The sequence below is a fragment of the Phaeodactylibacter sp. genome (assembly GCF_022763345.1).
GTDB lineage: Bacteria > Bacteroidota > Bacteroidia > Chitinophagales > Saprospiraceae > Phaeodactylibacter.
This window is the reverse complement of the sequence record NZ_JALEGS010000077.1, coordinates 39,363-60,244: the sequence shown is the minus strand read 5'-3', so window position 1 is coordinate 60,244 and position 20,882 is coordinate 39,363. Positions and strand designations below refer to the sequence as shown.

Annotated in this window: 18 protein-coding genes; 9 read left to right on the top strand and 9 right to left on the bottom strand. The window is 51.8% G+C overall.

Features of this window, described 5'->3' with window-relative positions; genetic code table 11:
• A partial coding sequence (locus tag MRY86_RS20935; RefSeq protein WP_293564609.1) for an HNH endonuclease signature motif containing protein occupies positions 1-509 on the top strand: 509 nt, incomplete at its 5' end.
• A 42-nt stretch (positions 510-551) separates the two neighbouring features.
• Here the strand turns inward: MRY86_RS20935 and MRY86_RS20930 are convergent.
• Positions 552-2,129: an amidase gene (locus MRY86_RS20930; protein WP_293564611.1), complete on the bottom strand. Its 1,578-nt coding sequence runs from the start codon at positions 2,127-2,129 to the stop codon at positions 552-554.
• 195 nt (positions 2,130-2,324) lie between these two features.
• Between MRY86_RS20930 and MRY86_RS20925 the strand changes: the two genes are divergently transcribed.
• The gene (locus tag MRY86_RS20925) at positions 2,325-2,885 is read left to right on the top strand and encodes a sigma-70 family RNA polymerase sigma factor (protein ID WP_293564613.1); all 561 of its coding nucleotides are present in this window, start codon (positions 2,325-2,327) and stop codon (positions 2,883-2,885) included.
• Here the strand turns inward: MRY86_RS20925 and MRY86_RS20920 are convergent.
• On the bottom strand, positions 2,880-5,204 hold the full coding sequence (locus tag MRY86_RS20920) for a CotH kinase family protein (RefSeq protein WP_293564615.1): 2,325 nt from the start codon (positions 5,202-5,204) through the stop codon (positions 2,880-2,882). The two genes, MRY86_RS20925 and MRY86_RS20920, sit on opposite strands and share 6 nt — an antisense overlap.
• A 173-nt stretch (positions 5,205-5,377) precedes the next feature.
• On the opposite strand from MRY86_RS20920, the gene MRY86_RS20915 reads away from it, so the two are divergent.
• Both MRY86_RS20915 and MRY86_RS20910 read left to right on the top strand, forming a co-directional pair.
• Entirely contained in the window at positions 5,378-5,953 is a 576-nt protein-coding gene (locus MRY86_RS20915) for a lysophospholipid acyltransferase family protein (protein WP_293564617.1), read from the top strand.
• Positions 5,954-6,038: 85 nt separating this feature from the next.
• Complete coding sequence (locus MRY86_RS20910; protein WP_293564619.1) at positions 6,039-6,875, top strand: choice-of-anchor V domain-containing protein; 837 nt, start codon at positions 6,039-6,041, stop codon at positions 6,873-6,875.
• Between the two features lie 6 nt (positions 6,876-6,881).
• On the opposite strand, the gene MRY86_RS20905 is transcribed toward MRY86_RS20910, so the two are convergent.
• Together MRY86_RS20905 and MRY86_RS20900 are read right to left on the bottom strand one after the other, a co-directional pair.
• Positions 6,882-9,851: a glycoside hydrolase family 3 N-terminal domain-containing protein gene (locus MRY86_RS20905; protein WP_293564621.1), complete on the bottom strand. Its 2,970-nt coding sequence runs from the start codon at positions 9,849-9,851 to the stop codon at positions 6,882-6,884.
• Between the two features lie 15 nt (positions 9,852-9,866).
• Entirely contained in the window at positions 9,867-11,873 is a 2,007-nt protein-coding gene (locus MRY86_RS20900; protein ID WP_293571867.1) for a tetratricopeptide repeat protein, read from the bottom strand.
• A gap of 146 nt (positions 11,874-12,019) precedes the next feature.
• Between MRY86_RS20900 and MRY86_RS20895 the strand changes: the two genes are divergently transcribed.
• From MRY86_RS20895 to tesB, 3 genes are read left to right on the top strand one after another with little or no spacing between them, the layout of a single operon-like run.
• Complete coding sequence (locus MRY86_RS20895; protein ID WP_293563166.1) at positions 12,020-12,289, top strand: type II toxin-antitoxin system VapB family antitoxin; 270 nt, start codon at positions 12,020-12,022, stop codon at positions 12,287-12,289.
• The gene (locus tag MRY86_RS20890) at positions 12,286-12,699 is read left to right on the top strand and encodes a PIN domain nuclease (RefSeq protein WP_293563167.1); all 414 of its coding nucleotides are present in this window, start codon (positions 12,286-12,288) and stop codon (positions 12,697-12,699) included. The genes MRY86_RS20895 and MRY86_RS20890 overlap by 4 nt, the downstream gene beginning before the upstream one ends.
• A 13-nt stretch (positions 12,700-12,712) precedes the next feature.
• Positions 12,713-13,573: an acyl-CoA thioesterase II gene (gene tesB / locus MRY86_RS20885; protein WP_293571865.1), complete on the top strand. Its 861-nt coding sequence runs from the start codon at positions 12,713-12,715 to the stop codon at positions 13,571-13,573.
• A gap of 104 nt (positions 13,574-13,677) precedes the next feature.
• On the opposite strand, the gene MRY86_RS20880 is transcribed toward tesB, so the two are convergent.
• The 4 genes from MRY86_RS20880 to MRY86_RS20865 all read right to left on the bottom strand — a co-directional run bounded on the left by MRY86_RS20880 (position 13,678) and on the right by MRY86_RS20865 (position 16,476).
• On the bottom strand, positions 13,678-14,154 hold the full coding sequence (locus MRY86_RS20880) for a DUF3368 domain-containing protein (RefSeq protein WP_293571863.1): 477 nt from the start codon (positions 14,152-14,154) through the stop codon (positions 13,678-13,680).
• A 21-nt stretch (positions 14,155-14,175) separates the two neighbouring features.
• A complete protein-coding gene (locus MRY86_RS20875) occupies positions 14,176-14,430 on the bottom strand; it encodes a UPF0175 family protein (protein ID WP_044221737.1) in 255 nt (84 codons plus the stop codon).
• A gap of 268 nt (positions 14,431-14,698) precedes the next feature.
• On the bottom strand, positions 14,699-15,199 hold the full coding sequence (locus MRY86_RS20870; protein WP_293567157.1) for a DUF6702 family protein: 501 nt from the start codon (positions 15,197-15,199) through the stop codon (positions 14,699-14,701).
• A gap of 86 nt (positions 15,200-15,285) precedes the next feature.
• Positions 15,286-16,476, bottom strand: coding sequence for a glycosyltransferase family 2 protein (locus MRY86_RS20865; protein WP_293567156.1), 1,191 nt, complete (start codon positions 16,474-16,476; stop codon positions 15,286-15,288).
• 316 nt (positions 16,477-16,792) lie between these two features.
• Here MRY86_RS20865 and MRY86_RS20860 point away from each other — a divergent pair, with 316 nt between their 5' ends.
• Positions 16,793-18,112 (top strand): glycoside hydrolase family 2 TIM barrel-domain containing protein, encoded by a 1,320-nt coding sequence (locus MRY86_RS20860; RefSeq protein ID WP_293567155.1) that lies wholly within the window; start codon positions 16,793-16,795, stop codon positions 18,110-18,112.
• A 47-nt stretch (positions 18,113-18,159) separates the two neighbouring features.
• The gene (locus MRY86_RS20855) at positions 18,160-20,241 is read left to right on the top strand and encodes a glycosyltransferase family 2 protein (RefSeq protein WP_293567154.1); all 2,082 of its coding nucleotides are present in this window, start codon (positions 18,160-18,162) and stop codon (positions 20,239-20,241) included.
• On the opposite strand, the gene MRY86_RS20850 is transcribed toward MRY86_RS20855, so the two are convergent.
• Complete coding sequence (locus MRY86_RS20850; protein ID WP_293567153.1) at positions 20,207-20,821, bottom strand: acyltransferase; 615 nt, start codon at positions 20,819-20,821, stop codon at positions 20,207-20,209. The two genes, MRY86_RS20855 and MRY86_RS20850, sit on opposite strands and share 35 nt — an antisense overlap.
• Positions 20,822-20,882 lie beyond the last annotated feature (61 nt).

Below are 20,882 nucleotides of genomic sequence, written 5' to 3'. Positions count from 1 at the left end.
CGATTAAGTGGTTTGCCACAGCAAACCTACTCAATGTCAGCATTTACGCTGGGAAGTGGCTTGCTCCGATGTCGCAAACCACTTCGTATTGCGTATATATTGCAAAAAGTACAAGGGTTAAGGTTAAGAATAGAGCGGAAGATTCCTGTGAATACTGTTTGATAAATGAAGCCTTCTCAGTTATCGGTTTCGAAGTAGATCACATCATTCCAATTAAACATGGTGGTGGTAGTGATTTGGAAAACCTCGCTTACTCGTGTGCTATTTGTAATTTTTACAAAGGGTCAGATGTCGCTACTGTCTTCCTGCCTGATAGAAACCCGATAAGATTATTTCATCCTCGGGCAGATCAATGGAAGGACCACTTTGAATGGGATCGAGAAGGTATGCTTATTGCGAAATCTCCAGTTGGTGCGGCAACGATAAAAGTTCTCAAATTGAACCAACCTGAGCGAATTACAGAAAGACATCTACTCATTAAGGCAAAACTCTACCCCTGGGTTGAATGACTTGAGCATCAATTTGGAAGCACTAAAAAAGATTAGGACGCTCTACAACTCCGGCGCCCGCCGCGCCCCCCGCGCCTGCTCAAAATCATACGCCAGCCCGATCAGCACCGGTTCGCTCCATGCAGTTCCATAAAAAGACAAGCCTACCGGCAGCCCTTCGATAAAGCCCATAGGTACGCTGATGTTGGGGTAGCCTGCCCACGCAGCAGGGGAGGAACTGCCCAGGGTATAGTGGTCGCCATTGACATGATCGGTTTTCCAGGCCGGAGCACCGGTGGGGGCGATCAGGGCGTCCAGTTCGTAGGTGGCCATGATTTTATCAATACCTTCAGCCCGGGCCAGGCGCTGCATTTCTGATACGGTACTGCGGTAATCATCGCTATCCAGCGGCCCCATTTGCGCGGCTTGTTCCAAAATATCCTGATGGAAATGACGGAGCTCCACCTCGTCGGCCTGATTGAAAGCGATGAGTTCCTCAATTGATTTCACCGGAGCATTGGGGCCCAGGCTGCCAAAGTATTGATTGAGCCCGTCTTTGAATTCATAGAGCATCACCTGATAGCTCAGGCTGCCGGTTTGGGAAGGCAGGCGGTCCTCAATGGCAATCACTTCTGCCCCTTGTTCGCGCAGGGTCTGCATGGCGCTTTCCATGAGGGTGTCCACTTTGTAGTGAGTGCCTTTGGGGGCGGTGTAGTAGCCAATCCGTTTACCCTTCAGGGCTGTATTGTCGAGGTAAGGCGTGTAGTCGGTTCTGAACTGCCCTACACTTGCAGTGGTTTTGGCATCCGCCTCATCCACGCCAGTCATCACGCCCAGTGCGATAGCGGCATCTGTGACGGTACGCGCCATAGGCCCGGGTGTATCCTGCGTAAAGGAAATGGGAATGATGCCATCACGGCTCAGCAGCCCCACCGTAGGTTTGATGCCCACAATCCCGTTGGCAGAGGAAGGGCATACGATGGAGCCATTGGTCTCCGTACCCAGCGCCACCACGCAAAGGTTGGCAGCAACTGCTACTCCGGAGCCCGAACTTGACCCGCAGGGGTTACAGTCGAGGCGATAGGGGTTGTGTGTTTGGCCACCGAGCCCGCTCCAGCCGCTGCTCGAATGTGTGCTTCGGAAGTTCGCCCACTCGCTGAGATTGGTCTTGCCGAGAATAATCGCCCCAGCTTCCCGCAATTGCTTGACGATAAACGCATCATCGGGTGCAACAGACCCTTCCAGCGCCCGGCTGCCGGCAGTGGTCGGCATTTGGTCGCCGGTATCGATGTTGTCTTTGAGTAGCACCGGAATACCGTGCAGGGGACCGCGTACCCGCCCGTTGGCTCGTTCCTCATCCAACCTGCGGGCAATGTCCAGGGCATCGGGATTAATGTTTAGGACGGAATTCAGGACCGGGCCAGATTGGTCGATTGCAGTGATTCGGTCGAGGTAGTACTGCACTACTATGGCAGCGGAAAGCGGGCCGGATTCATACTTTGCCTGTAACTCGGCAATGGTTATTTCCTCGAGGTCCAGGGCCTCATCCTGATTGGGTTCAGAGGCTGTGGCAGGCTGACAGGCAGGAAGAAGTGCGGATAGCAATAAGATCCCAAAACAGTAGCAGGCAATTCGGGTCATGACAAGAAGCGTTGATTGTTCAGCTAACGAAAATAGAAGAATTTTGTTAAAAACCTATTTGCGGTGTTTTGGTCAAAAGCTGAAAGCTTTGCCCACTGCCCGAGGATTTTTGACAAGGGATTTAGGCCCCGCCATTAATCCCTCTACAACTTCTGCCGTCTAACCCCTATCTTTAAGGCAGAAATAACAGCCCATATGAATGACGTGCAGCTTTGGGATGCCCTTCGACAGGGCAAAAAGTCCGCATTGGAGGCCATCTACCGCCGGGAGGTGGTGGACCTGTTCCGTTATGGGCGCCGTATCATTGATGACGAGGCGCTCGTGGAGGATGTCATTCAGGACCTGTTCATTGGTCTGTGGCGGCGCAGGGATGGGTTAGGGGCCACCGACTCTATCCGACGGTACCTTTTTGTAGCCCTTCGCCGTGACCTTATCCGCCGTAATACCCGATTGCGCCGCATTACCGGTGAGTTGGACGAGACAAGTCTTGAAGAAGAAACGGTGACCTCTATTGATGCCGATATCATCGAAGCGGAAAGCCAGGAACTGCGAAGCGCCCGGCTGAAAGAGGCGATGAAGCAGCTCAGCAAGCGGCAGCAGGAAGTCCTCTACCTCAAGTATTTTCAGCAGATGGATTACCATACCATCGCCGAGGTACTGGAAATCAATTACCAGTCGGTGAGAAATGTAGCTTCAGCTGGCCTGAAAGCGCTGCGTAAACTTACCGGGTTGCTTTTTCTCCTGTGGTGGTTATAGGATCCTGCGCTGCCGCAAAATCAATAACAAAAGGCTTAAGATAAACACACCTCCTGCCAAACCAACTTGCATCCACAAGGTTTGCTGAGCCCGTACCCGGCTTTCTACAAAATATGGATTGGCGGCATTGGGCGTGCCGGTGCCTGGCCGGAAGGCCCAGTTTTGGGGGTCCGAATTGTTGAGGTCCGGCAACAGCAGGCTCAGTACGAATGCCGAATCTACAGGAGGCGCCTCGTAGCTGATACTGTCTACCATAGCCCCAAGGATGGAATACAGGGCAATGGATTCCTGCCGTTTGTTCAGCCCAAAGTTCAAACCGCCAACAACATTATAGGCTTCCGGGTGCGTAGCTCTGAAGTCCGCAGAATCTTCTGCAATGACCAGGTAATCATTAGGCTCAATCGTGACTGCAGGGAAGGTGAAGGTATTGTGCTTAAGGTCACTTAAGGTCCACTTAGCCAGGTTGAGCCGCTCTTTCGAACCATTGTACAATTCCAGCCAATCGCCAGCATTCCCGCTTTTTGGAGAGATTTCGTTGATGACGAGCTTGCTTTCCAGAGGATGGATGTAAGGCTCGAAGACGGCGTAAATCTCTGTGTCTCCTGCTGCCAGCGAAAGGGACAGCTCCTGACGTCCGTCCCCGGCGATTGCCCCTTCCCAGTGTGAAAACCGATAGCCGTGGTGGGCGACGACGCGCAGCGACAGGGGGAATCGCTCAAAGTAGGTGCCTAGCAGGGTATCAGAAGTGATGGTCAGGTTTTCATTGAGGACGACCTGGCCGCCTTTCGTACTGCCCACAGAGACCTTGCGTTGTGCCCCGGTCTGAAAATATTCCATCAGGTGCATGCGCACGAATCGGGGGCGTTCCTGCGCAAAGGTGCGCATGACATTGACGTGGAAATTCCAGTCCGTACGGCTGAGCTTCCACCGTTCGAGGTGCCGGGGTATCTCGGGCTTCAGCCGCTCGTAAAAGAAGTTGACTCGGTCCAGCACCCGTTGAGGTTCAAAAGAGGTGTTTAGGCGATCGGCAAAGCGGTTGACAAAACGGTGCCTGCAATCCTCATTTTCCAGTAGTTTGCGCAAAATGAAGGTGCTCCAGGGCGGATTGGGCCAGGCAGGGCCATCAGGATTGGTATGAAAAGCGAGGCTGTTGAACTCGTAGGCGCTGGGCTCGTGCAGGCCAAAGCCCCAGTCGGTATCGTATAGGATCCACCGCCAGCGCCCTCGTTCGGTTTGGGGGCGCCAGTACCTGATGTTACCGCCTGCGTCCTGATTGTCGAAGTAAATCTGGGCGATTTGGTAGTCCAGGAAGTTGTCAATTTCCATCTGAGCAGCTACGTAGTTGAAATGCTCCGGCTCGCTCAGGTCGTGTTTTTCCAGGTAGCGGAGCAGCGCACGGTAATGCCGGGTACTGCCTCTTTTGACCGTGTAGCGGTGCTCCATGATGTCTACGCTGTCGTTTTCCACTTCTTCAAAGTGGCTGTCAATGAAGTAGCGGTTGATTTTTTCTCGAATGTTGTAGATGCCCCAGTACCGCCCGTTAATGTAAACATGAGCGGGGCGGTTGTCCTGGGTTTCCAGGTCCCAGTCTTCCACCAGGCTGGTCATGAGGGCATCCCGGAAGTGGCTTTTGCCAAAATCGCTGCCCGAGTTGCGGAGTACCAAAAACTTAAACTTCTTCTTGCCAGGCTTCCCGAAGATTTCGTGGTCAATGCGGTGCTCCCCGTACTCGTCGCGGGCAACGAGGGCTATGGATTTTTGTGGAAAGAGGCGGCTCATGCCCCCAAAAAGCCTGAAGCCGGAAGGGCTACGGTATACGCACTGCCCGTTGCTTTCAAAAATCTCCAGATTGCAGGTAGTCTCCCGTTTGCTCCAGAAGTTAGCACCCGGTTTTTTCCATAGCGTATCTACCGCATTCGCACCAAGCATGAACAGCCCATAGAAAGGGTGGAAAAGGGTAGGCGGGTCTATGCCAATCGAGATAGTGGCAAAGCTGGTCTCCGGCTCTCCAATGAAGTAGGTATGCCCCTCCTGTAAATCCTCGCGCCCGTCCTCGTAAGTGGCAAGGAGCCGAAGCACAGTGGTTTCCTTTATCGCAATGGGGTTTTGATAGCGGGCCGATCGTTGGGTTGGCGCTGAGCCGTCAAGCGTGAAATAGACTTTCCCGCCCGGGCACTGTATGTCAATGGAGACGGCTTCCGGATAATAACCAGCCGGAAGGGATAGTATGATCTCGGGTGGCGGAGGCACTGCCGTTTCCTGTGCATATAGGCAGAGCGTAAGGCAAAGCAGGGAAAAAAGGGATATCAGTCGCTTCAAGGTGCTCGTGTGTTTAATCGGTTTTGGGCAGCAAGGCTGCAAATTACGCATTTTTGTTAAGTGTTGCCACTCGCATTGTCCACCTCTTTTTACGCAATGCAGGAGCAGTAAGTTACATTTTGTAAAATTGATTATTTTAGTAGCCTCTTATCGAATTTAAGCGACTTTAAAAGATGGGAAGGTACATCAGTACAATGCTATTGCGCTGGCTAGGCTGGCGTATTGTCACAGAATATGAGGCACTGCCGCCTAAGTATGTTCTCATTGCCGTACCCCATACCTCGAACTGGGATTTTCCGGTCGGGCTCCTGGCTCGTTCTGCACTGGGACTCGATATCAAATATGTGGGCAAAGCCAGTCTGTTCCGCCCTCCATTAGGCTGGCTTTTTCGCTGGCTGGGTGGCTACCCCGTGGACCGAAGCCGCAGTAACGGCTATGTGGATGCGGTGGTGGAGGTCTTCAATGAAAAAGAGGCCTTTGCCATGTGCATAGCTCCTGAAGGTACACGAAGCCGGGTGGACAAACTGAAGTCCGGGTTCTATTACATTGCTTTGGGGGCGCAGGTGCCTGTTATTATGGCGCGCTTCGATTGGCAAAAGAAGCTCATCACGATCAGTGCCCCTTTTCGCCCGACGGGCAATAAGGAATTAGATTTTTCTCATATTGATGCTTTTTTTGCCGGCACGCCTGGCAAAAATCCAGAGCAAAGCTATGGTTACCGTCGCGAGCACGACCTCGCTGCAGATTAGCCCTGGCTTTCTCTAAGGTGCAGATAAACCTTTTGCAACACTTTCTGTCTTTAACTTCATCATGTACACTCATAAACCACCAACGATGAAGTTTAAATTACTCTACACGCTATTTGTGCTGGCTGGCGGCGCTTTTTTATTCCTTGGCAACAGCTCTGGTGCCGGGGCGGTACAGGGTCAGGACCGTACCGGCTCACCGCTGAGCAGCGCTACTTGTGGTGCCTGCCACGGGGGCAATAATTTCTCGCCCACCATCGAATTGGAAATCCGGAAAGATGGAGAAGCCGTAGACGCGTATATTCCCGGAGAAGTGTATACCATGCGGGTCTCAGCCGGATTTACAGGCAACCCTTCGGTTTTCGGCTTTCAGGCAGTTGCGCTTACCGGAGCCAATAATGCACAGGCTGGCGATTTTCAGAATGCGCCCTCTGGCGTACAAATCACTGCCCTTAACGGCCGGGAGTATCCCGAGCATAGCTCACGCAGCCAGGAGAGTGCTTTTGAGATAGAATGGGTGGCTCCGGAGGCGGGTACCGGTGAGGTGCGTTTCTACAGTTCCATTCTGGCGGCCAATAACGGCAATGGATCCGGCGGCGATGGCGTAGCTTCGCTGGATGCACCGGTTGTGCTTACTGAGGATGCGACCAGCAATACAGCAGACCGTCTGGCGCTTGAGGCTGCAGTCGAGGTATTTCCCAATCCTGCAGGTGAAGTGACAACCCTGCGTATTAGCGAAGCGGAGGCGGGCGACTATCAGGTAGAACTGATGACGATACAAGGTCAGGTGCTTTCTGCTCAAAGCCTGCAGATCAGTGGTGATGCTACGCTGCCAATAGACTTATCAACTCAGCCTGCAGGGTTATACCTGTTGCGGGTCAGCAATGGGGAGCGTTCACTCGTGCGCCGGGTAATCAAGCGATAAGAGTGCTTAACGAACTACTATGCCTTGTGGGTGCTGAGTCGTATTGGCATCTGTCAGGTACTCGTACTGCTCAATAGCTTCGTATACCGTGCTAAGGATACGGTGGCGGGTACGAAGCTTATTGAGCCGGTAGTTGTTCATATCCGGAAAAGTACGGTTGGAAAGGAAAACGAGGACCAGGTTTTCTTCTGGGTCCGCCCAGGCACAAGTGCCGGTAAAGCCGGTGTGCCCAAATGCTGTATCGGAGGCATCGGCAGGCAGGTTGATCCACTTGCTGGGGTCCAGTTGACGCATATCGAAGCCTATACCACGGCGGGTAGATTTTGGGTGCCGTTGAGCGAAAGCATCAATGGTCTCGGCGTTGAGCAGGCGCTGATCGCTGTATACACCACCGTTGAGCAGCATTTGCATGATCGCCGCAAGATCCTGCGCATTAGAAAATAAACCGGCGTGCCCGCTGACCCCGCCCAGCATAGCCGAGCCCATATCGTGCACGTATCCCCGCAGTGCCTGTTTACGGAAGTAGTTATCAATTTCGGTAGGTGCTATATCTATGGGTTCAAACCGCTCCAGCGGGCGGTAAGTAGCGGTTTCCAGCCCCATAGGCTTATAAAACAGGCGGCGCGTAAATTCATCTAAAGGCATACCTGTGAGGCGGTCCACCATTTCAGCTATCAGGTAAAAACCGAGGTCGCTATACTTGTAGTGAGGATTATCGTCTATATTGGAATCAAAAATCTGCTGGAACAGGTTGGCCCTAAAATCATCCCGAAGGTACATGTCCGGGGCGACTTCCGTACTGAAACCCGGCTCCGGCATCCGGCGAAAAAAATCGCGGCTGTGCAGTATTCGACCTTTACGGGTATGTACCAGAGTTTGCTTGTAAAAAGGGATCCAATCTTCCAAACCAGCCTGGTGCGCCATAATATCCCGGAGGCAGAGTTGGGCTTTATTAGTACCTTCCAACTCTGGCAGGTACCGCACGATTGGTGTGTCGAGGTGTATTTGGTTGGCTTCCTGCAGCCACATGACTGCCAGCGTGGTCGCAGCAATTTTAGTAACCGAAGCCAGGTCATAAATGTCATCGGTATCTACAGGCTGCGCACCAGAGTAAGTATGGTGGCCGAATGCTTTTTTGTAAACGATTTGCTGATCTTTGGCGACCAGCACCACGCAGCCCGGGGTCGCCCTGGCTTCAATCGCTCCTGTCGCGATTTCATCAATTTTAGCAAGGGTCGCCGCATCCATGCCTACCGCTGCCGGCGGCGCAAAACCAAAGCGGGCCAGTTTGCCAGTGAGCACACCGTCTCCGAATGCACTCTTGGGAGAGGCCGTGATGGGCAGCCGCCCTTTGATGGCGCGGGCACCAAAGAGGGCCTCAGCAGCCAGGTGCTGCATCATTGGGCTGTCTTCGTAAGCTTCCAGTATCCACTCCTGCTCGTCAAAAAACTTCAGGCTGTACGGGTTGCCGAAGACGACAAGTACCACTTTGGTCTTTTGCTGGAGTTGTTGCAGCAAACGCCGGGCTGCTCCTGAAATGCCAAAGTCATTGGAAGCCCGGCTGCTCATGTTATGCAGGCCAACGATGGCGATATCGGCTTTACTCAACTCGGCAATAAGACGAGTCTGTTCCCGTTCTGAGGGTGCTTGTCCGCATTGCAGGGCTGGCATTTTCTTGTACTCTTGAAGCCGGTCCTGGAAGGGGGTGGCTTTATTGGCATTAATGCTCAGGCTCGCCATTTTGATGCCTTCCAGTTGCCGGAAGGGGAGGAGGTCGTTGGGATTGCGGACCAGCGTGAGGGCATTGGCCAGGAGTTTGCGCTTAAGCACCAGAGCGTCATCTGTGTTCAGAAGCTCCCGAAGGCTGTCGGTGCGCAGGGGCTCAAATTGCTGCAACCCCAACTCATATTTCGCGCGGAGCACTTTTTTAACCCGGGGCGCAAGCTCTTCCCAACTTAGCTTTCCGGCTTTGATGTAATTGCGGATTTCCCGGTAGGCAGCCTCCATATCTTCGGGCAGTAGCAGGATATCGTTGCCGGCTACCAGCGCTTCGGCTTCCACTTCTCCGCTTTCGAAGTGCTTGGTTACGCCTTTCATCTCCAGCGCATCGGTGAAGACGATGCCTTCATATTCCAGCCCTTCCTTTAGCAGGTTGGTGATGGTATTGTAGGATAGGGTAGTGGGGCGTTTCTCCCGCTCGTCCAAAGCCGGCACGTTGAGGTGGGCGACCATCATACTGCCGATGCCCTGTTTGGCCAGTTGCCGGAAGGGGAAGAGCTCGATGCTGTCAAGCCGGTCAAAATCGTGGCGGATTACTGGCAGATCAAGGTGAGAATCCACATCCGTATCACCGTGGCCCGGAAAGTGCTTGGCGCAGGCCATCACCCCGTTATCCTGCATGCCCTGAGCGTACCGCCAGCTTTTGGCCGCTACATTCATCCGGTCCTCGCCGAAGGAGCGGTTGTTGATGACCGGGTTGGCGGCGTTGTTGTTCACATCGGCTACCGGGGCGAAGTTGACGTGGATGCCGGCCAGCTTCATCTGCCGGGCGATCTCGGCCCCCATCTCATAAATCAGGCTGTTGTCCTGAATGGCACCAAGGGTGAGCTGCCGCGGGAAGCTGATGGTGCTGGATTTCATGCGCATGCCCAGCCCCCATTCGCCGTCAATGGCCATCATGAGCGGGACCGGTTCGGCAAGTTTTTGGTACTGATTGATGAGCTCTACCTGCCGCTCCGGTGTGCCCTGGAAAAAGCATAAGCCACCGACCTTATACTTTTTGATTTGTGTTTCTACAGACTGGATGTGTTCCGGGCCAAGGTCAGAATGGGCACGGATCATAAAGAGCTGCCCCAGGCGCTCGGTTTCAGTCATGGTATTGTACACGGAGTCAGCCCAGGCCGTTGCCGGATCAGTTTGCGCATGTAGCCCGTACCCCATCAGGAGCAGGCAGGATAGAATCAGTGGTCGGATCATTTCAGGTCGCTTGTTTTAATTGTTTGACTGCATTTTTTCAAGGAAACCGGGGTCGAGTTCCAGTGCTTTATTGCGGTATTGCTGCCCCCGTTGCTGATCGCCGGCGTTGTAGTAGGCGGTGCCCAGGTCAAACCAGGCACTGGGGTTTTGGGGCGCAACTTCGGTCGCTTTAGTAAAGTATTCAATGGCTTTTGGGGTGTTGCCTCGTATACCGTGGGCTACGCCCAGCAGACGGATGACTTCGTACTCGTCCGGCATCAGTTCGTAGGCTTGGTTCAGATAAGTGATGGCCTTGTCCACCTGGCCGAGCTGCTCGCCGTAGTATTTGCCGGCATCCTTGTAAGTAATACCCAGGTTGCGGTTGGCATCCCGGTAGTTGGGGTCAATCGACAGGGCATTTTGGTAAGCGGCAATGGACTGATCGTAAGCCTGCAGGTAATTGTAGGCGTTGCCCATGAGGAGGTAGGCGTTTTTGTAGTTGGGGTGGATGCGTACCGCTTCTTCCAGATGCCCGATGGCTTCGCGCAGCATGGCTTCCTTTCGGGTGGCATTCTCCGGTTTTACGGATTGAGTGACGAGCTCACCGCCTACCGCATTACGGAGTTTGGCGCTGTTGGGCGAGTATTGGATATCGGTTGTGAAAAGGGTATAGTTGTCAGCCCAGACCGGATTGCGGATCAGTGTTCTCATCCCAAACAGCAGCGCGATGCCGGCCACCATGCCAAGCACCGGTTTGAAGCGACGGAAGGCTGGAATTTTGCCAGCAGGCGCTCCCTTTACCGCCCAGCGATAGCCCAGCAGTGCCAGCGCCAGGCTGAACCCTACAGAAGGCATAAACAGCAGGCGCTCTGCCATGTGCGTGCCTACCGGAAAGAACAGGTTGGAGACAATAGCCAGGGTAATCAGGTAGAACAGAATGGCAAAGCTCATGGGGTCGCGTTTGGGGAGCCGCCACAGGGCGTAGGCACCCAGCGCCAGGTAGAGCAGCAGGCTGAGCATGGCCTCCCAGTCCCCAAAGGTCATCACGCCAATTGCCCGGGGATAGTAGTCGTGGGTTAGGGTGACGGGTACAAATAACAACTGCAGGTATTTTCCCAGAGAGTATATCACCGTGGCAAATCGCTCCTGTGCCGTGAAGGCTACATAGCCATTGCCCTGTACTTTGACAAAAGGATTATTCATCATCTCCATGGGCGGATCGCTCAGCCCAAAGCCCAGCACCGAGAACCGAATAGCCAGAAAGGCACCGGCAGCGATAGCAAAGGGCAGGGCCTGTTTGATGATTTCGCCGGTCTTTGCGGAGGTAAAAAAGTAGTACGCCAGTGGTGCTACAAATAAAAACATGATGGCATTTTCCTTCGCCATCAGCGCCAGGAAGAAGACTATACCTGCCAGTAGATTGTAAAGTGGTTGCTTATTGTTAAAGGCACGAAGGGAGAGGTATAGCGCCCCAAGGCTGCCCAGCAGGGTAAGGATCTCATCCCGCCCCTTGACATTGGCTACCACCTCAGTATGTATGGGGTGGACGGCAAACAACAGGCTTGCCGCCAGGGCAACGAAGTAGGCCTTCACCTGCCCCTGCTGCGGGCGGAACAGCTGCAATAGCACCAGGTACAGCAGCACCGTAGTAGCACCGTAGTAGAGCCCGTTAAACAGGTGCCCTACGAAGGGGCTTTCCCCAAAAAACTGCACCTCAATGGCAAACAGGATGAGTGACAGGGGCCGGTAACGCCCCCCCGCCACAAGCGCTGCCTTGCCTTCCTCCTTAAAGAAGCCGAAGAAGGTGTCCTTGCTCAGAATGCCAGGTATGCCGCTGATACCTTCCTTGACAAACATATTGTCATAGATCACGATGGCATCATCCAGGGCATAACCGTGCCCGAGGGTATTGGCATACAGCAAAAAGCTCAGGGCAAACAAGCCCCAGAGGTGGAGTTTCGAATTGGTAAACCAGTCAGGATACCCTTTGGGGGCAGCGGCAGGCTGGCTTTTGGTTTGGCGCTCAGGCGTCCTTTTTCCCATGGTCAGTGGTGTCTGCAGTTTGTTGTCCGAGGTAAAATAGAGCTTTTTTGCTAGGTGGAGAAATTAAATCAAGGCATTCCACAACTTGAAAATTATTGTCGTTCCACAAATAATCTGGATCTGATGATCACGGATGGGCAAAATTCATGAAAACGAGCGTGCTTAAAAAATGGTTGAATTTGTGCCTGAATTTCGATATTTTTATGCAAAAAAAAAGTAAGTACATGCGTACTAGTATCGAAATAAATGACCAGTTGATTCAGCAGGCGCTTGAATTGAGTCAACTAAAGACAAAAAAAGAAGTCGTGAATGAAGCGCTTGAGCAATTCGTGAAAAAGATGAAGAGGCTACGAATGCTTGAGCTCCATGGCAAGGTAGAGTGGGAAGGTAACCTTGATGAGATGCGCAGTATATGAACAGTAGCGGTGTTTTGGTTGATACCTCTGTATGGATTAGCTATTTAAATGGAGGTGAAGAGCCGGAAGTGGCAGCTTTGATGTCATGGATCAGGCAAGATCAAAAAATAAGTATATGCCCGGTAATTGTTCAGGAAACGCTACAGGGGATTAAATCAGATAGCCAATTTAAATTGGTAAAAGAGAGCTTGCTGTCTTTTGATATTCTTGAATGGGACCCCATTGAAGCCGCTCTTTCCGGGGCTTTAATTTATCGGGCTTTAAGGAAAAAAGGAGTGACAATCAGGAAGTCCAACGACTGTACAATTGCTGCATTTGCAAGAAAATTCGATATGCAAGTCCTGCATATTGACAGAGATTTCGAGATAATGAGCAAAGTTGGTATTATTAGCCAATTCAAACCCTTCTGATTCTAAAATTGATATGAAAGACATCCAAGCACTCCTGCAACTGCTCGACCTGGAACCGATCGAAGAGCATATTTTCCGCGGGCAAAGTGCCAGTATCGGCAGCAAGCGGGTATTTGGCGGGCAGGTACTGGCGCAGGCTTTGCAGTCGGCTATCCGCACCGTACCGGAAGACCGGTTTGTGCATTCTCTCCACGCCTACTTTATCCTGCCCGGCGATGTGGCACAGCCGATCATTTTTGAGGTGGACCGCATCCGTGACGGGGGCAGTTTTACCACCCGGCGTATCAAAGCCATTCAGAAGGGGCGGGCGATTTTTAACATGTCGGCCTCTTTCCAGAAGCAGCAGGAAGGGTTTGACCACCAAATCAGCATGCCCAATGTACAGCCCCCGGATGCACTGATGAACTGGGACGACCTTTTGGAGCAGATGGGCGACCGGCTGCCGGAGGGGATTCGAAAATTCCTGGAAATTTCCCATCCCATTGAATTCCGGCCCGTGGAGCGGGTGCACCCCATGCTCAGTGGCAAACAGCAGCCCATTCGCCACGTATGGATGAAGTCGAAGGGAGCGATGCCCGATCAGGTTACGGCACATCAGGCGGTACTGGCTTATGCTTCTGATTATAATTTGCTGACTACCGCTTTGTTGCCCCACGGCGATCAGGTATCAAAAACCAAAATTCAAATGGCCAGCCTGGACCACGCCATGTGGTTCCACCGCCCCTTCCGGGCCGATGAATGGCTACTCTATGCCATCGACAGCCCAAGTGGTTCTAACGCCAGGGGGTTTACACGGGGCAGTATTTTTAATCAGGAGGGCGTATTGGTGGCCTCAACCGTTCAGGAGGGGCTGATTCGACCGGTGGAGGGGTGATTTTTTAGGGAATTGTTTGTCGTCTGTAGGGATGGCTGGCTATGTAGATGCAATGCCTGGGGGGCAGGGCATATTCGGCTGCATTTTTCTACCGATTGAGAGGCTTACTCATTTACCATTATCAAAACTTTCTGATATAGTTTTGGACTTATCCTAAATCCAATGTCATAGATTAGTTTATCTAAGATTGGTTTGATATCATTGACATAGTTTTTCGATTTGGCATCTATTAGAATTCCAACCCAACCAGTTATAGTCAAACCATACTCTTCGGCTACCTTTCTACCCTTTCTCTCGTCAATTAGCAGCAAATCTGCCTTGTTTTCCAAGGCCAATGCAATCGATTCAGCCTCTCCCGGATCAACTCTTTTCAGTAATTTTTCATAAAGTGGCTTGTTCAAAGTTTCTCTTACTTCAAGCCAGCTGTTTTCTTCAAATAATTGATCTCTACCCTCTATTCTCAGAAGCTCTTCACTTACTTTTTGAGGAACTATAACTCTTTTGAATAACTTTTCCAGGATTTCTAAATATCCGATCTGTTTGAGGTTTGTAATCACAGAGGTATCGCTGACTATTATCATCTGGTTGGTTTTAGGCTCAGGCTAAGAAGCTTTCTTTTGATGGAAAGCTTTCAGATTTTCTAAGTCAGTATCTAGGTCGTTTTCATCATATTTTATGTATATATTCCTTTTTGCTAACTCTCGTTGAAACGAAATATGATCCATGTTTACCAGGTTTTTTGCTTGCCCTATCGACAACCTCTCTGTATCATACAGATGAACGGCTATTTCTACTAATAGCTCATCTGCTGATATTTCTGCAGCTTTTAAGGTCTTTTCAGATATTATCAAGTCCATAAACAATGATTTTCATTGTAATTTAATGCTTTTTAACCACTTGTTCAATAGTGTTTTTAGCCCTTTTGCCTGCGAAGCTACCCCACTGCGTGAAGGTCATCCAGAAAGACCGGATCACTTTCAATGCATCTGCATTCTCTTTACAAAAAGAGATGTTGGCATTAACCGTTCAGGAGGGGCTGATTCGACCGGTGGAGGGGTGATGCCTGGGTTTACTTTGGACCTGTCCCGGTTGAAGCAACCTTAGGTATCTTTTCCAAATCAACAATCAAATCCCCTTAGTCTCGTCCCCAATCTGAAAAAACAGCATGCCCGGTTCCTGTCCGGGCAGGACGATGCTGGCCAGGTTCTTCTGGTCCCGGTAGGTATCGAAAAGTACACGGTAGGTCAACTGTAGGGATTCTACCTTGGTCAGGTTTTCCACTTCCATATAGCACCAAACGGCTGAGAGGTCATCAGAAATTTCCTTACCCCAGTATTTGAAGTCCCGTGGCTCACCGTTCACGATCAGTTTGAAGTGTTCGCGCAGGTAGGCTTCGAGGTGGTGCTCGGCTTCAACGGCTTCCTTTGGGGTGCAGAGGAATAGATCGTCATGCCCCCGTTGCTCAAGCGCGAGCTCCAGGTCATCCAGGAAAATATGCATGCTCATCTGCAGCGACTGTGCTTCTGCATCGTATTCCATCAGGCATTTGCTGACGTGAAAGTCGTGGGCTTCCAGTGCAGGCGCATTCGAAAAAAGCAAGAGTAAGTATAGAAAAACCGTATTCATAGATTCGCGTAATTTATGAGGCGGTCCGCCTTATTCAAAACGAATAAGAACCCTTTGCAATTACGCTTGCCAACGGGAAAAGTTGATCAGGCACCACGCACGGCCCTCTCCCAGTTCACACTTTGCTGCCCTTTGAGGTACCGGCGCAGGCCGAGAAACACCGAAAGGTTCATGATGAAAAAGTAGTAGGGCACAAATAGGACCTTCACCTTGAGCTTGCGGTTTTCCAGGAACCAGCCCAGCAGCGCTGCTGCGTAAAAGAGGACTTGCCCCCAGAAGAGCAGGCTGTATAAACCAAAATCAAGCAACCCCTCCTGCAGTGCGAGTGCCAAATTGATCGGAATCAACAGCAGCAGCAACAAAGGCGTAAGCGTCCATCGAAGAACCCGGTGAGAAATATACTGAAAGGACAGGCGGCCGTACTTAAAGATATTCAGCAGCGGCCACAGGCGGATGACCGACTGAATGCCGCCCGCTGAGATCCGGACCTTGCGCTTGAGCTCCTCCTTAACGTTGGCGGAAGCCGTCTCAATCGCGTAGGCATTGGGATTGTACTGAATGGTATAGCCCTGCATAGCTACCCGCAGGGAAATGATAAAGTCATCAAGGAGGGTGTCTTTCTCTACTTCCTGCCAGAGTTCAGTACGAATGGCGAAGAGTTCGCCAGCGGCGCCCACTACAGAGTACAGCTCGGCATCCCATTTTTTGAGCGTAGACTCGTACTTCCAGTAAATACCCTCGCCAGCACCGGCAGCGGCATCTGCATCCTTGGAACGAATCCGCTTTTCACCCGATACACATCCCACCTTGGGGTTGCGGAACAGGCGGACAATCTCCTGAATAGAGTCCTCGCCGAGGTCTGTATTCGCATCCGAAAAGATGACAATGGGCGTTTTGACAAACTGCATGCCCCGGTTCATAGCGGCAATCTTGCCGTTGCGGGCCGGATTGTGGTGGACTTCGACCCCTTGGTATTGCTGAAGGATGTCGGGCGTACCATCGTCAGAGCCATCCGTGACCCACATGTGGCGTACCTTATCTTGTGGATAATTGAGAGATTTGGAGTTCCGGACCTTGGCGTCCACATAGTCCTTTTCGTTATAGGCGGCTACGAAAAGGGTCACCTCCGGCTCATAATCAGCATTGCCTTCGTAGGGTTTGTGCAGCCCCAGCAAGCGCCTCACTTTTACAAGGAAGTATAGCAAAATACCGTAGCCTACGTAGGTATAAAATACAATGAAGAGGAATAACCAGAATAGAATTTCAAGAAGTGTCATGGCATATTTGTTGGATTAGACAGCCGGAGCCAGGGAAGTACTGGAACCAAAGGACTGAAAACTCCCCTAAAAATAAGCAAATTTGTAATGTATTTGCCCAAATGGATTAATACTTTGTCACAATTGATTATCAGCCCATAATTGACTATCTTTGATCAGCTGGATTCCCCTTAAATAAATTGTTTCTCGAAGCCTCTGGTGCTTTCAAGTACCTTGATCTTCTTATACCTGCAGACAATGCTTGGTTAGGTCGGTCAATCAGATAGGTATATTGAACAGGCGTGATTAATTGCACACTCTCAAATGAATATGCACATTGAAACCTTTAGCACTTTTCTGGTGGCTGCTGTTATTATGGCTGGCTACTGCCTGTGACCTGCAGGTAGTAGGGTCTGCTAAATCAGCACCGCCACTTGGTAAGAAAGTCTATCTTTCTGAGTCTGATGGCGCTTTTACGCTTTATAAAGACAACCAGCCTTTTCGCATACACGGCGCATCTGGTGATCCCCGTTATATCCGCCAACTGGCAGAAGCCGGTGGGAATTGTCTCCGTGTGTACGATACTCTGGGGCTGGCAGAGGTCCTTGATACCGCGCTTCATTATGGGATAGCCATTATTGCTGATCTGCCACTACCGAAAAGTCAGTATCTTTCGTTTTACCAGGATCAGCAGCAGGTGAAAGCTCAGTTTCATGCTTACCAGGATTTTGTTCGCCGGCACAAAGACCACCCTGCGCTTCTGATGTGGATATTGGGCAACGAGCTCGATTTTCCCTACAAGCCTAACTACATCCCATTTTACCGGGCATACAATGATCTGCTCGCGATGATTCATCAGGTGGATGGGCAGCACCCGGTCGCTACCGCCCTCACGAACTTTCAGCGGCGCACCATTACCAACATCCGGCTCAAAATACCCGATCTGGACCTTTTGGGGATCAATACCTTCGGGTTGCTCAAAGACCTGGAGCAGGACATGGCTGATTTTGCCTGGATGTGGGACGGGCCCTACTTTGTCAGTGAATGGAGCATCAATGGCTATTGGGAAGTGCCAATGACTGCATGGGGCGCTCCCATTGAAGATGCCGGCTGGAAAAAAGGAGAGGAATTAGTAGAGCGCTTTTACCAGGAAATGCCCTATCATGATCCCCGTTTTCTGGGCAGTTGCCTGTTCTACTGGGGGCATAAGCAGGAGCGGACCGAGACCTGGTTCAATACCATTACCTACGATGGGGGTCCTACAGCCCTTTATGAGGCTTACGAACAGTTGAATGATTGTTCCCTGTCTTACCCTACTGCTCCCCAACTGAAATACATGCTCCTGGACAGCGCCGGCAGTTCTGATCATATTATGCTCCAGCCGGGGCAGCTCTACACGGCTCATTTAGTTTTTGACTCCCCGCCTGATTCCACCCTGAAAACCCGGTGGATGCTGCTCAATGAGGACTGGTATTCACTGGAGCTTGATACGGTGGTTCCGGTAATTCAATATGATCATTTGCTGGACACCGCCGGCACGCAAATGGTCCGGTTTCGGGCACCTGCACACGAAGGCCCATACCGGCTATATGCAACGCTGCATTACCCAGGCAGTATTGCGACCGCAGCCAACACCCCTTTCTACGTTATTGAGTAATACTTAGCCCTATGATCACCCCGCCTACAAAACTACAGACCTTAATCATGCGAAGCCTGATCCTAACTGGGGTGGCAAGTATGATTTTTCTTTGGTATGAATTGCTCCGACCGGTACATATTGGACATCCGCCACTCTATTGGCTGCTGCTTTTTGCGCTTGCTCTGCTGTGTGGGAAGGTCCTTCACGAGTGGACTTACTACTTTAGCATTAGCGTGCCGGAGACGCCTGAGCACCCGCCTGAGTTCACGGTTGATGTACTGACCACCTTCGTGGCGGGGGAGCCCTACGAGATGATCGAGGAAACACTGGCTGCCATTAAAAACATCCGCTACCCGCACGAAACCTACCTCTGTGATGAAGCTGATGACCCGCGCCTGAAAGCTTTTTGTGTGAAGCTGGGGATTCATCATGTGACCCGGGAGAAGAAAATCAATGCCAAGGCAGGCAATATCAATAATGCGCTGCAACAAGCTACCGGAGAAATATGCCTTGTGCTTGATCCTGACCATGTGCCGCAGCCAGATTTCCTGGACCATATAGTTCCTCACTTTGCCGATGAGCGGATCGGTTTCGTGCAGACCGTACAAGCTTACGAGAATATTCATGAGACCCTGATTTCCAAAGGGGCAGCCCAACAGACCTTCCAATTCTATGGGCCGATGATGATGACCATGAATTCTTATGGTACCGTACAGGCGATTGGGGCTAATTGCACTTTTCGCCGAAAGGCACTGGACTCCATTGGCGGGCATGCTGCTGGCTTGGCAGAGGACATGCACACGGCTATGCAGCTACATGCAAAGGGGTGGAAATCAGTCTATGTGCCACGAGTGCTTGCCCGGGGGTTAGTGCCGTCTACTCTTTCCGCTTATTACAAACAGCAGCTGAAGTGGTCACGGGGTGTATTTGAATTGTTGTTTACGACTTATCCGCGGATATTCAGGAAGCTGACCTGGCCGCAAAGACTGTACTACGGAGTGCTGCCTGGATACTATTTTCTGAGTACGGCCTATTTTCTCAATTTGCTTATTCCGGTTATCGCGCTTTTTTCCGGCCATATGCCTATGCGCATGGATTTAGTGGAGTTCGCATTGATTGGGCTGCCCTTATTTGTCTCCGGACTAGCGATTAGGCAGTATGCCCAGAACTGGGTGATGGAAGAGCGGGAACGGGGGCTGCATACCGTTGGAGGCTTGCTTTTGATCGGAACCTGGTGGATTCACCTCATGGGGCTGATCTTTGCCATCCTACGCCGGAAGGTGCCCTATGACCCCACCCCTAAAGACAATCAGGAAGCCAACAACTGGCCCCTGAATATCCCCAATCTCATTGCCATCGGTGTATCCCTGGCAGCAGTGATCTACGGGCTGAATACACATCCCAATATTTACTACGCCATGATGAGCAGCCTGGCCCTGCTCAATATCAGCATTTTAAGCTTTACGGTCCTGGCGAGCCGGCAGGCCAGCTGGCGGCGCGTCATCGACAGCCGCCGGTCGCTCCGTTTGCTGGATCACCGCATCCGGCAGGTCCGGCGGGCCGTTTGGCTTTTCAACCACGGGATATTCGCCCTGATCCGGAAGACTGCTTTTCCGTTGGTGGCGATCATTTCTATTGGTGCAGTATGGCTTTTGCAGGACTGGCCGACGTATCGTTTTCAGCTCATCAAGGACAAAGCGGTACAGCAATGGGTTCGGGAGGAATACCAGCATAATCCTGTACTTCAGCCGGGATCAGAATTGGATACGCGTCCGGCAGATGCTGCACCGCTGAGCATTCTGAGAACGGCTCAGGTGCTTTATCCTGGTGATATTGCCGTGTTCTCAGCTGTTGAGCCCAGAGCAGACCGCTGGGCCCTGGTTGACACGACGCACTACGACCGTCTGGATTGGTTCCTATTGAGGCTGGGAAGTGAGCCGGAAGAATACCGGTTTGCCAAAATGGGTTCCGGCCTTTGGGCAGGAATTGAAGTGCCTGAGCAAATAGATAACTTCAGAGTACTCCTGAAAGCCACACGCAAAGGGGAACGCCCGGTTATTGTGGCTAAACCGCTGAGGACACCATTCCCAAAAGCGCAGGAACAAAGCTTGCTTACACCCGCTCCCACTGCCCTGTCTCCTGATTAAAGCGTTTGATGACCCGGGCCGGGTTGCCAACCGCTACCGAGAATGGGGGGATGTCCTTGGTGACCACACTGCCCGCACCGACCTGTACACGCTTGCCTATGCGCACACCAGCCACTACCACGGAGTTGGCGCCGATGTGTGCCTCTTCCTCAATAATCACCGGTTTGATATCCAGGGGCTGCACACTGGAGTTTTTCGAGCCATCCTGGTAGCCATGGTTGAAGCCCGAAATGAAGACATGCTGCCCCAGCCCGGAGCCATTGCCCATCGTGACCGGGCCGATGACCACACTTCCGATCCCGATACGCACCCGGTTGCCCATGAGGACATCGCCGGACCCATTGTTAACGGTAGTGAAATCTTCAATAGTGGTAAGGTCGCCAATTTCGAAGCGGTTCCAGGGGAATACGTCTATTCGGGAACGCCGGCGGATGGTAGAGCCTTTGCCCCGTTTGTGGAAAAAGCGGTTCAGAATATTGCGCACCCACCACCGTGGCCGGGGGTTGCGGTTGGGCGTGATCAGCCAAAGGGCAAACGCTTTGGTCTTAGGGTTAGATTTGATTTTGGAAATGAAGCTCATGGCTGTTTAGTTTGTTGAAGGGGTTAAAGATCGCCAGGGGAGACAGAGTAGGGCCTGGCTG